At 58.1% G+C, this 12,441-nt stretch carries 13 protein-coding genes; 4 read left to right on the top strand and 9 right to left on the bottom strand.

All coding sequences use genetic code 11. The features are described from left to right. Both ACH2EH_RS14075 and pyrF read left to right on the top strand, forming a co-directional pair. Window positions 1–1,526, top strand: a 1,526-nt coding sequence (locus ACH2EH_RS14075; RefSeq protein WP_395142675.1) for an ArnT family glycosyltransferase, incomplete at its 5' end; no start/stop codon positions are given. Continuing rightward, the gene (gene pyrF, locus ACH2EH_RS14070; protein ID WP_395142674.1) at window positions 1,523–2,242 is read left to right on the top strand and encodes an orotidine-5'-phosphate decarboxylase; all 720 of its coding nucleotides are present in this window, start codon (window positions 1,523–1,525) and stop codon (window positions 2,240–2,242) included. The genes ACH2EH_RS14075 and pyrF, both read left to right, overlap by 4 nt. A gap of 3 nt (window positions 2,243–2,245) precedes the next feature. On the opposite strand, the gene ACH2EH_RS14065 is transcribed toward pyrF, so the two are convergent. The 8 genes from ACH2EH_RS14065 to groES all read right to left on the bottom strand — a co-directional run bounded on the left by ACH2EH_RS14065 (window position 2,246) and on the right by groES (window position 9,019). Further along, the gene (locus tag ACH2EH_RS14065; RefSeq protein WP_395142673.1) at window positions 2,246–3,382 is read right to left on the bottom strand and encodes an efflux RND transporter periplasmic adaptor subunit; all 1,137 of its coding nucleotides are present in this window, start codon (window positions 3,380–3,382) and stop codon (window positions 2,246–2,248) included. Window positions 3,383–3,454: 72 nt separating this feature from the next. After that, window positions 3,455–3,721 carry a hypothetical protein gene (locus ACH2EH_RS14060; protein WP_395142672.1) on the bottom strand — a complete coding sequence of 89 codons (267 nt, stop codon included), beginning with the start codon at window positions 3,719–3,721 and terminating at the stop codon, window positions 3,455–3,457. Window positions 3,722–3,856: 135 nt separating this feature from the next. Beyond that, the gene (locus ACH2EH_RS14055; RefSeq protein WP_395142671.1) at window positions 3,857–4,276 is read right to left on the bottom strand and encodes a hypothetical protein; all 420 of its coding nucleotides are present in this window, start codon (window positions 4,274–4,276) and stop codon (window positions 3,857–3,859) included. Window positions 4,277–4,309: 33 nt separating this feature from the next. Continuing rightward, window positions 4,310–4,663, bottom strand: coding sequence for a hypothetical protein (locus tag ACH2EH_RS14050; protein ID WP_395142670.1), 354 nt, complete (start codon window positions 4,661–4,663; stop codon window positions 4,310–4,312). Between the two features lie 140 nt (window positions 4,664–4,803). Continuing rightward, entirely contained in the window at window positions 4,804–5,646 is an 843-nt protein-coding gene (locus tag ACH2EH_RS14045) for a retron system putative HNH endonuclease (protein ID WP_395142669.1), read from the bottom strand. Window positions 5,647–5,653: 7 nt separating this feature from the next. Continuing rightward, a complete protein-coding gene (locus ACH2EH_RS14040) occupies window positions 5,654–7,000 on the bottom strand; it encodes an AAA family ATPase (RefSeq protein WP_395142668.1) in 1,347 nt (448 codons plus the stop codon). An 81-nt stretch (window positions 7,001–7,081) separates the two neighbouring features. Then, window positions 7,082–8,722 carry a chaperonin GroEL gene (gene groL, locus ACH2EH_RS14035; protein WP_395142667.1) on the bottom strand — a complete coding sequence of 547 codons (1,641 nt, stop codon included), beginning with the start codon at window positions 8,720–8,722 and terminating at the stop codon, window positions 7,082–7,084. 9 nt (window positions 8,723–8,731) lie between these two features. Further along, a complete protein-coding gene (gene groES, locus ACH2EH_RS14030) occupies window positions 8,732–9,019 on the bottom strand; it encodes a co-chaperone GroES (protein WP_309686531.1) in 288 nt (95 codons plus the stop codon). Window positions 9,020–9,222: 203 nt separating this feature from the next. Here groES and ACH2EH_RS14025 point away from each other — a divergent pair, with 203 nt between their 5' ends. Beyond that, complete coding sequence (locus tag ACH2EH_RS14025; RefSeq protein ID WP_395142666.1) at window positions 9,223–9,927, top strand: response regulator transcription factor; 705 nt, start codon at window positions 9,223–9,225, stop codon at window positions 9,925–9,927. Next, window positions 9,924–11,303, top strand: a complete 1,380-nt coding sequence (locus ACH2EH_RS14020) for an ATP-binding protein (RefSeq protein ID WP_395142665.1) — start codon at window positions 9,924–9,926, stop codon at window positions 11,301–11,303. Before ACH2EH_RS14025 ends, ACH2EH_RS14020 begins: the two co-directional genes overlap by 4 nt. On the opposite strand, the gene ACH2EH_RS14015 is transcribed toward ACH2EH_RS14020, so the two are convergent. Beyond that, complete coding sequence (locus ACH2EH_RS14015) at window positions 11,284–12,273, bottom strand: adenosine deaminase (RefSeq protein WP_395142664.1); 990 nt, start codon at window positions 12,271–12,273, stop codon at window positions 11,284–11,286. The two genes, ACH2EH_RS14020 and ACH2EH_RS14015, sit on opposite strands and share 20 nt — an antisense overlap. Window positions 12,274–12,441 lie beyond the last annotated feature (168 nt).

The raw sequence follows: 12,441 nt of genomic DNA, 5'->3' as shown, positions 1-12,441 counted from the left end.
ATAATAAATGGCGTATGTCTGCCTCGCTTCGTCGCTACCTGCCCGCACTGATTGTGTTGCTGGCACTGGTATTACGACTCTGGGGAATCGCCTGGGGCCTTCCCGATGCGAGCCACACGTTTTCCTACCACCCCGATGAGTCTATTGTCGTTGGCTATGCACAGCGCCAGCCCGGCCAATCGCTCCTCGACACAGGCTTCTACAACTACGGCTCCCTCGCCACTCTCACAGATCGCTTTCTTCTGCTGGCCACGGGCGCACTCACAAACATTCCCACCGCGAGTAGCCTTCTTCTCGTGCGCCTCGTGACCGTGGCCTACGGGGTTGGAACCTGCGGTTTACTGATTCTTCTTGGCAAGCGCCTAGAAAAACCCGACGTTGGGCTGAGCGCCGCCGCGCTCTACGCCGTCGCGCCCCTGGCCGTTCAGCATGGACACTTCGCCACAGTAGATGTCCCCGCCACGTTCTGGGTCACGGCGAGCCTGTTTATGGCCCTCACGAACCCGAAGTTATTCTGGTGCGGCCTCTTTGCAGGGCTGGCAGCGGCCACAAAGTACAACGCGGGATTAGTTCTTCTCGCCGGAGTCGCGGCATGGTTTCTCTCTGCGAAGCGCTCCCTCAAGTCACTAGGGCTGTTGCTCAGCGGCGGAGCACTCGGCTTTCTGCTGGGCTGCCCCGGCGTGCTGGTGAACTTTCCTAAGTTCTGGGAGCACTTTACCTTTGAGCTGGCCCACTCACGAACGGCACAGATTGATTTTGTAGGACAAGTGGCTGCGCTCTACTGGCCGACTCTCGGACTGCTGGCCGCGCTAGGCAACCCGCTCTGGTTGGTAGGGGTGGGCCGTGCGCTGGCAGCTCGCACGCGCACCGAGCTCACTTTGCTGGCCTTTGTCCTGCCCTACTTATTGCTCTTGTGCGTCTCAGCTAATCAGTACGCTCGCTACGCCCTGCCGTTGCTTCCCGCGCTGTGCTGGCTGATCGCGAGCCTGCCCTGGAAGCCGCTCGTGGCTCTAGGGGGCACGCTCTCGCTTCTCTTTTCTCTGGCACTGTGCTCCGTGATGGCGGGGGCCGACCCTCGCGATGAAGCCGCAGCCTTCCTGAAGCAAAAAGGAGTTGCCTCCGTCGGTTTTGCCACCGGCCCGTGGTTCTACTCGCCGCCGCTCCAGCCGGGTCTCTCCGATCCGCGTCCCCCGATGGCCAAACGCGCTGCCACAGCCTCTGAGACCGTGCGCCTCTTTGCTGTCCCCAATAGCAGAGATTGGGATGCCAGCCTACTCGGGGAAAACCAGCCCGATGCCGTCTCACTCTCCGAGTACGAGTACACGGCAATCGTACAAAAGAAAAACCCGGAGGCGCTGGCGTATCTTGCAGCCCTCACGGCGCGCTACCCCGTCAAAACCGTCTTCGCCCACCCGCTTCCCCTTCTCGGGGCACGCGAGAGTAGCGGCCTGCCCTGTCAGCCGCTGCCCATTGACATGCTCTACACAAACCAATCCGTGGTAATTTTCACCAAAGAATCACTATGATAAACGAACCTAAAGACCGAATTCTCGTCGCCCTCGACTACGATAATGCCGCGGATGCGCTTGCGCTTGCCCAGAAACTCGCCGGAAAAGTCGGCGGTGTCAAAGTGGGACTGGAGCTGGTGAACGCCGCTGGCTTCGATATTTTCGCGCGCCTCCAAGACGCCGGAATCGCGCGCATCTTCTACGATGCCAAGTTCCATGACATTCCCAACACTGTGGCCGGTGCGATTCGCGCTGCCACCAAGCGTGGTGTCTGGATGGTGAATGTTCACACCTGCGGCGGAAAAGCCATGATGGAAGCCGCAAAAGAGGCTGCACAGGCTTCAAGCAACACCCCACCACTGCTTATTGGCGTCACGGTTCTCACGAGTATTGATCAGCTCGCCCTCTCCTCGGAGCTGCGGGTGAGCGGCTCGCTGAGTAAGCACGTCACGCACCTCGCGCAGCTCGCCCAGTCCGCAGGACTTGACGGCGTCGTCGCCAGCCCGCTTGAGCTAGAGGTCATTCGTGCAGCTTGTGGCGAGAGCTTCGTCACCGTGATCCCCGGCATCCGCCCTGCGGGCGTGGGCACACAAGACCAGAAACGCGTCGCCACCCCCGCGTCTGCCGTTGCCGCAGGAGCGCACTACCTCGTGGTGGGTCGTGCCATCACCACCGCCGCCGATCCCACCGCCGCCGCAGAGGCGATCGTAGCGGAGATTTCTACCCGGGTTTAGCAGCTAGGGCGTCACTAAGACAGTGTCGCCCTTGCTCACTCCGGACTTAATCTCCGTGAACTGGTCATCCGTGATGCCCACTTTCACCGCCACTTCTGCCCACTTCCCGCTCTGCATTACCTGGACAACCGGCAGGCCCGCGCGGTTAATATCCACCGCGGCACTGGGGACGCAGAGAGCATTTTTTGCGCTCTGACCCGTCTTCACCGCCACATGCGGCACCATGTTGGGCCTGACCTGCGCCTTGGTATTCTTGAACTCAATGAGGGCAACCAACCCTTTGTTGTTTGGCCGAGAGGTCAATCGGTGAACGGTTCCTTCAAACGTGGATCCTGGAAGCTCCTTGAACGTGAGGACAACCTCCATCTTCGGCTTGACAAACCCCGACTGCTGCGGTGTCATGGCGGACTGCACCTGGAGTGCACTGAGGTCGACCACGGTCGCCACTAAGGCCGTTCGATCCGTTCCAACTTCTTTTCCCGGCTGTGCGTTCAGCTCCGTGACGGTTCCCGTCAGAGGTGTACGGATGTAGCCTTGTTTCTCCCCTGCGCGCGCCTGCTGGTTGAGCTGGCTGACCTGCTCTTGTTGCCGGCGATAGGGAAGCAACGCCCGCTCTTTATCCAGCTTCGTCTGCAAAAGCACCTGCTCCGCGTCGCTCCGTGCACTGGAAGCGATCGGTAGCTCCTCGGGTGTGGCTGCTTTCTCCGCAGCGCGCGCCGTGTTCAATTGCTGCCGTGCAACATCAATATCGGCTTGGAACTGTTTATTGGCAAGTGCGTAATCGGTCTCCGCTTGCTGGAGCGCCAGCTTGGTCTGCTCATGGTAGGCTTCGGCAGAGGGCAGAGAGAGCTCGATAAGAACATCGCCCTGACTGACAGCCGCGCCCAGGGTCGTGTTCACTTTGCTGACGGGCGCATGGTATGGAGATTTAATGCCGACACGAGCAAAAGGCGGCACGATAGTCTCCCCTTCCAGGAGAACCTGTCCCACGATGTCGCGTAGCGTCACCGTAGCGGGCTCAGACATCGTGGGCGCGGGCGCAGCGGGATTCAGTGGTGCCAGGCGCTTGGTGCACCCCGTCCCGAGAAGCAGGGCTCCCATGACAGGCAGAAGAGGCAAGAAGCGATAAAAGTTCGTCATGCATCCCCTATGCCCAGCGTTTCCCCCAGGTTCCTTTCTCCTAAAACCGCCGGTTTGAAATCGGCGTCTGAACTAGTTTTCGATCAAGGTGACTTCTATATCGCCCCCATCAAGGGCTTCCACGCAGACTCGGTAGCCATAGAGAAATCCCATACCAACCAAGGGATGACTCCCGAGTTGCAGGACGCGAACGGGTCGTTCGATCCCTTCCCAGAGAATCCGTGCCGTGAAGCTTTGCGGGATCACGATACTTTCATCCGCCAGTCGGTAACGAACGGGGCTGAGCGTACGGCGCTCTGGAAGGGCAAGCGTAGCAATCTGGAAGGGCAAGCGTAGCAATCAGGGATTCTGGTAGAGCCAGAGAACCATCGAAACCGGTGTCTACCAGTGCGTCAATCGTGACCTGGCGTCCCTCAGCTCCACGAATCACGAGGCGCAAAAGGGGGCGCTTTCCCGAGACGGCTTGTTCAAACGTCATAGTGCAAAGGCATGATCTTGCCCGATGGTGAGTAAGACGGGAAAAGCACTCGGGTGGCGCTCCAGCAGGCGATCCTCGGCAAGCAAGTCGTCCCGATCCACCTCGAAGTCGCCCGACGTGGGATCAATCACGACAAACTGCCCCAGACACTGCGGCTCCACCTGAGATTTAATCCGTGTCTGGTAAATCCGCACGGCGACTTGCCACAGCGCCTTACGCTCTCGCTCCTCGGAACCCGTGTCCAGCTCCACCGTCTCCACGGAGGTTCCCCGAGAAATCTGCCGCACAGCAGCAAGCTGGAAGTTATGAATTGCCTCGTCGCGCGTCTTACCCTCCCCCGAGATCGTCAGAAATTGCAGTCCCGTTGCCCGCCAGCGGTTATCCGAGAGGGGCTCGATCAAAATTTCCGTTTTCATGATGCCCCCATTTTATCGCAGGCCTCATCCGTTTCAACCAGCGGGCTTGCGAGTTCGTGGCTTGCGCTCGGACTTGGGGACATAACCCATCTCTTTGTAAAGCGCCCCATCCGCGCCCCCAACCGTTTTATCCGCTCGAACGCCATTGACCACCAGTTCCAGTGCCTCCGCGACAGCTTCGTCGCCTGTCTCGCGGTCTTTAATCGCGTCGGTCATCTGGGTATCGAGAATGCGAATCCGTTGCCGCGCGTCCTGGGATGGCTTCACGGTCGCCTTGAACTGTACCAGGGTCATGCCGCCAAAAGACTTGTCCGGGGCCAGGGTCTCCCAAGCGATGATTGTTGTCTGATACTTCTCTTCCATCAAATTAGGTGCTAACGTTGCCATTTGAGATCATTCTCCTCTGAGTGATAAAGCATCCTTGATAGATGCAAACTCATCCTACCACATTGGTGATTTACGAATCAAGAAATGAGACTGACGAATCGCAATTAATAATTTTACAATCGTGATTGTAAACCTTAAAATCACGATTGCAGACTCTGGGTAAGCTGACCCAGATCAAAATTCCGGTATTCGAGGTATGCTCGCACCATTGAGGAGTAGGTGCCCCGAGGCGAGATAAACTCCTTTAGACTCTTCAGAGCCTCGATCTGATTTTCTTCCTGGGAGAAAGCAACCGCCATTTTGTGGAGCGACAGAGCGGTATCTACCAATCCAATTTGCCGTCGGTAGTTCTCTGTCAAGTTGACTCGATCTAGTCCACAAATCGTGATTGTCTGACTTCCTCGGAGGTTTCCTCGTTTCGACAGAAGTGTGGCAGTGACTTCCTCCCCTGACGAAATCGCCTCAAACTTCCAGACAAAGAACTCCGCTGGATCATCCACACAAGGATTGACCAGTACTACCATCTCAGCCCGGTTCCACTCGCAAGGATTTGCCCGGTTCGGCTCCGCCAGTGCTGCACTTGCCCCCACAGGAAAACGATCCTCTTTGTACGGCTTACAATTACAGATGCCACAGGCCAGCAAGAGATTGTGCCACTCGTAAGCGAAAGCGGGGTAGACACTCTGGGGCCGAAAATGCTCAATATGCAGATGGCTGTGCCCTCGCACGCTCCCCTCACAGTAGGCACACTTGTGATGAAACATCTCCTCTTCGAGCACCCTACGAATACCATCCTGTCCATACCAGGCATTCTTCGCATCCGCCTCAATCGGCTTTCGTGGCTTCGCTCCCACACGCCCTCCTGCCTCCCAGGCAGCTTCTGCATCGAAAAATGCTTTCCGAGCACGGCAAAGCGACTCCGTCCAGGTTGACTGGTTGTCTTGCAGAGTGATCGGGATCGGTTTACGGATAACAGCAATCATCGTCAGGCTACAGGGTCTTGCTCATCAGTTCCATCACCAGTGCTGCCGCCGCCTCAAGCTTCTGCCGATCCGGCGCGACATCGCTAGAGCGCATCGCCTCCAGCTCTTGCGTCACCTGATCCAGCTCTTGCCTCTCCGTATCCGTCAGAAGATTCTCCTCATCGCGCTGAAGACCAATCCGCCGCTCTTTTTCCAGCGACTCAATCTCCTCATCGCGCGTCGTCTCTAACCCAAATAGCCAGCTCGTCAAAATCTGATCCGCCCGCCACCCCTTCACAAATCCCTTCTCCTGCCGCGCCGTCACTTTGTCACCGTCACGAGTCAGAACAATAATTTTATCCTTCTCCGTCATGTCCTGAGCCACAAACGGGCTATGACTTGTCACAATGAATTGAAGATTGGGGAATGTATCACGAATTTTCTGTACGATTGTCCGTTGCCAACGTGGGTGAAGATGAAGATCTATTTCGTCCACAAGTACAATGCCACTTGCTAACAATGGGTCGCTCATTTCAAATGATTCAACAAGACGCCTAACTAAATCAATAATCCATATTATTGTTGATTTATAACCAGTAGATAAATTTTCGAAAAATACTTCCTTGCCATGATCTAGAAACACAACTTTCCTATCAACTGTCACTTCTAAGAAACGAACACTTCTAGGAAGAATTTTCCCCAAAGATTCTTTAGACAAACGCATTTTCTTTTCAAATAAATTTAAATTTGACTCCAAATCAAGTCTTTTTTTTAGAGAGAATTCATTCTTAGATAATTCATCATTGATTTTCAATATTGAAAAATCTAAGTCAGCAAACCATTCATCAATCTCTGTAAGATATTCATTTCTTCCAAAAATTGATATAATTCTATCTTTATGTTGAGGCAAATCTAACTCACTAACAAAAAAAGAAGAAGCTCGTTGCGATGACGATGCATGACTGTAACCACCATATGCTCCAAGATAAAAGCCTTCATTACTTGAATTAGTCATTAACATGCTAAATCGAAACAATTCTTCTCTTGAAATATTTTCAAAATTAAAAATTTCGCTACCTTTAGCATAATAGATTTTTGAAAAAGAGATTTCTTTTTTTTCTTCTCTCCAAAGATCATCTTTAGTCACAACAAAATCGGGACTGATCTTCCCAGGATATGATTCATCACGGATATACTCATGTGCCCCCATGCTCCAAATAGAGCCGATTATTGAATATAGTATATGGCTTTTCCCCACTCCGTTCTCACCAAGCAAAACCACCCACTTGCAGGGTTCGCCGTTTTCATCAGTGAAATCTAGGTCTAGCTCCTCGAAGCAGGCTATGTTTTCCAGGCGTAGTGATTTCAGGTACATGGGGAAATTATACCGCCGACAAAGAGAAAACCCCTCCTCCCGAGGGTCAGGAGGAGGGGCGAAGGGAAGGAGAGGTGGGTTTTAGAACCCGCCCATGCCGCCCATGCCGGGCATTCCACCGCCACCACCGCCGCCGCCTGGGGCGGGTGCGGACTTCTCGGGGCGCTCGGCGATCAGGCACTCGGTGGTGAGGAGCAGGCCCGCGATGGAGGCCGCGTTTTGCAGGGCAAAACGGGTCACCTTGGTCGGGTCCACCACACCGGACGCGAGAAGATCCTCGTAGGTATCGGTGGCCGCGTTGTAGCCCTTGCCGGACTCGCGGACATTGCTCACCACGACGGAGCCCTCTTTACCAGCGTTCTCAGCGATCTGGCGGGCCGGAGCCTCCAGCGCCTTCTTGATGATCAGTGCGCCGATCTTCTCGTCACCACTGTAGTCGGCAAGGTCAATTGCATCAGCGGCCAGCAGAAGCGCGTGGCCTCCCCCCGCGACAATGCCCTCCTCGACGGCGGCGCGGGTCGCGGACAGAGCGTCCTCGATGCGCAGCTTCTTCTCTTTCAGCTCAACTTCCGTGGCCGCGCCCACCTTGATGACAGCAACGCCACCGGCCAGCTTGGCAAGACGCTCCTGGAGCTTCTCACGGTCGTAGTCGGAGTCGGAGTTGTCAATCTGTGCCTTGATCTGGGCAATGCGGCCCTGAATCGCGGCGGGAGCGCCTGCGCCCTCGACAATCGTGGTGTCCTCTTTGGTGATGACAACACGCTTGGCGCGGCCCAGGTAGGTCAGGTCCACGTTCTCCAGCTTCAGGCCGAGGTCCTCGGTGATGAACTTGCCCTCGGTGAGAATCGCAAGATCCTCCATCATGGCCTTGCGGCGGTCGCCAAAGCCAGGAGCCTTGACCGCGACCACGTTCAGGATGCCGCGCAGCTTGTTGACCACGAGAGTCGCCAGCGCTTCACCGTCCACGTCCTCGGCGATGATCAAGAGCGGCTTGCCCGTGCGAGCAACGGCCTCCAGCGGCTTGATCAGATCCTGGATGGAACTGATTTTCTTCTCAAAGAGCAGCAGGTACGGCTCCTCGATCACGGCCTCCATGCGCTCGGCGTCGGTGACCATGTAGGGGGAGATGTAGCCCTTGTCGAACTGCATCCCTTCCACGAGATCCAGCTCGGTCTGGGTGCCCTTGGACTCCTCGACCGTGATCACGCCGTCTTTGCCCACGGCGTCCATCGCCTTGGCCACGAGCGTGCCGATGGTCTTGTCGTTGGCGGAGATCGTCGCGACATTGGCGATCGCATCGTTGCCCTCGACGATCACAGCGAGGCCATGCAGGCTCGCCACAACGGCGTCCACAGCCTTGTCCATCCCGCGCTTGATCAGCATGGGGTTGGAACCAGCGGCGACATTGCGAAGCCCCTCTTTGACGATGGACTGAGCAAGCACCGTGGCAGTCGTGGTACCGTCACCGGCCACGTCGTTGGTCTTGGAGGCCACTTCGCGAACGAGCTGTGCGCCCATGTTCTCGAACTTGTCCTCGACTTCGATCTCTTTGGCGATCGTCACACCGTCGTTGACGATGCTCGGAGCGCCGTACTTTTTCTCAAGCACGACGTTACGGCCCTTGGGCCCCATCGTCACACGGACTGCGTCGGCCAAAATATTGACGCCACGCTCCAGCGCACGCCGGGCGGCCTCATCGTAGATAATTTCCTTGGATGCCATGGTTTTTGTTTAGCCTTCCTGGATCCCAAGGACATCGTCCTGGCGCAGAATGATCAGCTCTTGACCATCTACTTTGATCTCGGTGCCACTGTACTTGCCGTAGACGACTTTATCGCCCACTTTAATTTCCATGGCGGCGACGGTGCCATTGTCCAGTGTCTTGCCCGGCCCAACGGCCAGCACTTCCGCCGTCTGCGGCTTCTCTTTTGCGGTGTCGGGCAGGAGAATTCCCCCCGCCGTGGTCGTCTCGGCCTCGACGGCCTTCACAACGATTCGGTCTCCAAGTGGTTTCAGCATTTTTAATTGAACCTCAAATGTAACAGATTTTGGGCAGCACAAGTCCCCTAGCACGTTTTAGCACTCTCGGGTCGAGTCTGCCAACCGGAGAAAAGCATACCGCAGTACGGCGTATATTTCAAGACAGCAGGCATAAAACTTACGAATTTTTCGTAGGATTATGCCTGTCGGATAAATCCAATGGATCGCTGTACAATGTTTTTATGCGCGTGCTCTTGATCGAAGATGAAATCCCTCTGGGACGGCTGGTTTCCCAGGGGCTGGAGCTGGCGGGCTACAGCGTGACCTGGTGTCGCGATGGTTTAGACGGCTTCGAGCGCGCTTGCGAGGGCGGCTGGGCGGTGATCTTACTGGATTTAATGCTGCCCGGCATGGACGGCTGGGGCGTCTGTCGGCGGCTGCGAGACCGGCGCAACACCACGCCCATTTTGATGCTCACGGCGCTCGACGAAGTTGAGGAGCGCGTGAAAGGCTTGAATCTCGGAGCGGATGACTATCTTCCCAAGCCCTTTGCTTTTGAGGAGCTACAAGCGCGGGTAGCGGCGCTGCTACGGCGGGAGCGCCTGCAGCGGCGGCGGCATATTAAAGTGGCGGATATCGAGATAGACACCGAGGCGCAGGAGGCCACGCGCGGCGGCCACCCCCTCGCTCTCACCCCCCGCGAGTACGAACTTTTGGCGGCGCTCGCCAGCCGCGAAGGCCACGTGATCAGCCGTGAGGCGATTCTCGCTGCCTGGGGCGACCCCGACTCGGCCTCGAACACGGTGGATGTGCACGTTGCGGCGCTGCGACGAAAGATAGACGGGGGACGGGACGAGAGCCAGAAGCTCATTCATACGGTGCACCGGCGTGGCTATATTCTGCGGGAGCCCTCCCCTGTCCCCCGTAATAATGAAGGAGCTCTGTGAGGATCTCGGTTCGCACGCGCCTGACCATCGGCAGTGTCAGTCTCCTCGCGCTGGCGCTGCTTGCCTTTGCGGGCGCGACGCGCTTTGTGGTAGGGCGGGTGCTCTGGGGGCGGCTGGACGAGATGCTGATCCAGCAGGCAAAACACGACGCAGAGCGCATGGCCCGGCGCGGCCCCACTGGCCCAGACGGCCCCGCAGGACAAGGACGCCCCCCACGCGGCTTTGACGGGCCGCCAGGAGCCCCGCGCCCCCGTCCTGCCGAGCTTGGGTTGCTCCTCCAACCACGCCACTGGAACTTCGACAACGACGATACCGATGGCCAGACGCCCTGGTCCACGGCGAGTCTTGGTACAGTAAAAACAGGCATCGCGGTGTTTGGCAAGGGGGAAGAGGACGGCATGGAGCTGCGTACCTACACCTTGCCTCTCACCGATCCTGAGGGCCACACGCACAGCGCGGTTCAGACGGCGATTCCTACCGGCCCCACCGAAGCGGCGCTGGCCTCAGTGACCTACAGCCTCGTGCTACTCCTGCCGGTACTTTGCCTCGTCGCGGGCCTGGGTGGGCTCTGGCTGACGAGCCGGGCGCTGGCTCCCATCCGTCAGCTCACCGAGGCCGCCAGCCATATCGAGGCCGAGAATCTCGCCGAGAATCTGCCCGAACCGGGCGGCGGTGATGAGCTGGACCAGCTCACAAAGATGCTCAACCGCTCCCTGTCACAGCTTAACGATGCCTTCACGCGCCAGAAACAGTTCACGTCGCACGCCAGCCATGAGCTGCGCACCCCACTCGCAACCATCAAAACAGCCCTGGGTCTGCTCCGCCGCTCCGATCTGCCCCCCGCCCTGCGCGACGAGGCCATTGCCAGCGCCGACGATGCCACCGACCGCGCAAACCGGCTTGTTGGTGATCTGCTCTTTCTGGCTCGCTCCCAGAAAGGCGTCCTCCCCGTTCGCCGCACGGAAGTCCGGCTCGCCGAGGCACTTCGAGCCGCCGTTCCTGCTCCAGCGACGCTGGAGGTCTTCCCCACCCTCACGTTCGCCACGGACCGCGATCTTCTCGTGCGCCTCGTGAGCAATTTAGTGAGCAACGCCCTGCGGCACACGCCCCCCGAGGGAAAAGTGGCCGTCCACGCCACGCGCGACGGCACCACGCTCGTGCTCACGGTCTCCGACACGGGCTGTGGGATCGCGCCGGAGCATTTGGAGAAGCTCGGCCAGCCCTTCTTTCGCCCCGACACCGCCCGCACCCGTGACGACGGTGGCGCGGGGCTGGGCCTCTCCATCTGCCACGCCATCGCAGCGGCACTGGGAGGAACTCTCACCATTCAGAGCACGCCCGGCAAAGGCACCACAGTCACCGCAACGCTACACTAAACGCAAATTTATACCCCACGGCGGCGTGGGCCAAAATATCGTTGAAGTGAATGGCTTCGGCGCGGACGAGTTTTTCGTACTCATTGACGAGCTTTCCGGCCTCGCCATGAAGCGCGGGGTTGTCGGTGGCAACCGAGATGGCGACTCCGGCGGCGGCGCAGCGCTCGAAGACGGGGCGGAGCTCGGCTAAATCTTGCAGGGTGTTGGTGCGCAGATACGTTGTCGGGCAGACTTCTAGGCAAATATTCCTGGCGGCGAGCTCGGGGAGCAAGTCGGGGCGGTGGAGCGCGATCTGAATGCCGTGGCCGATGCGCTCTAAGTAGGGAAAGAGGCTCGGGTGGATGTCGGCAGGGTCGGACTCGGCCATGTGCGCCGTGGTGTGCAGCCCCAGAGATCTTGCCTCGGCGTAGAGCTCGGCCCACTGATCCAACGTCGGGCCACCGGGCTGGTACGGGCCCGCGAGATCCACGGCGACGACTTCCGGAAGAGCTTTGGCGAGTGCGATAATCTGACGGTTGAGCGCGGGCGTAAAGCCACGGTCCATGCACAGGATAAACGCGGTACGAATCGGAAACTCGGTCTGGGCGGCGTGGATGACTTGCAGTGCGGCCTCAGGCATGAGGGCGAGGCGCTCGGCTTCGGGGAGGCCAATGGGCGTGCGCTTGTAGGGGTTGAAGCGCAGCTCCAAATAATCGAGCGCCTCGAAGACTGCCGCGCCACGCACCGCGCGGTGCGTGAAGTAGGCCAGCTCCTCGGCTTGCAGTTCCTCGACCAGATGGTGCACGCTCAGGTAGTCGGCGAGGTCGGTAAAAGGACGGTTGAAGAAGTACGAAAAAGCGGCGTAGTCCGGGAACTGTGCCCGGAGCCGCGCTGCGGTTGCCGTCTGGCGACCGTGCTTCTCAATCCAGCCCCAGAGAATACGTGCGTGGGTCGCGCCCCCCAGGTGCCGGTGCAGGTCAGGAAAGTTCACACAGCGATTGTACTCTAAATCCGCATGAGGGGGATGCCCAGCTCACGCTTCGCAAGAATGTCCAGAAGTGCTGCCTGCGCCATTTCTTTATCGTCGTAGTAGGCCAGCATCTGTGGCTTGCCCCCAATCTCCACTTTAAGCGCGGCCCCCGAACCAGTGACTTCGATA

Origin of the sequence: Armatimonas sp., from assembly GCF_043760365.1 — a bacterium.
Taxonomy (GTDB): domain Bacteria; phylum Armatimonadota; class Armatimonadia; order Armatimonadales; family Armatimonadaceae; genus Armatimonas.
The sequence above is the reverse complement of the archived record's forward strand: the minus strand, read 5'-3'. Positions and strand labels throughout refer to the sequence as shown.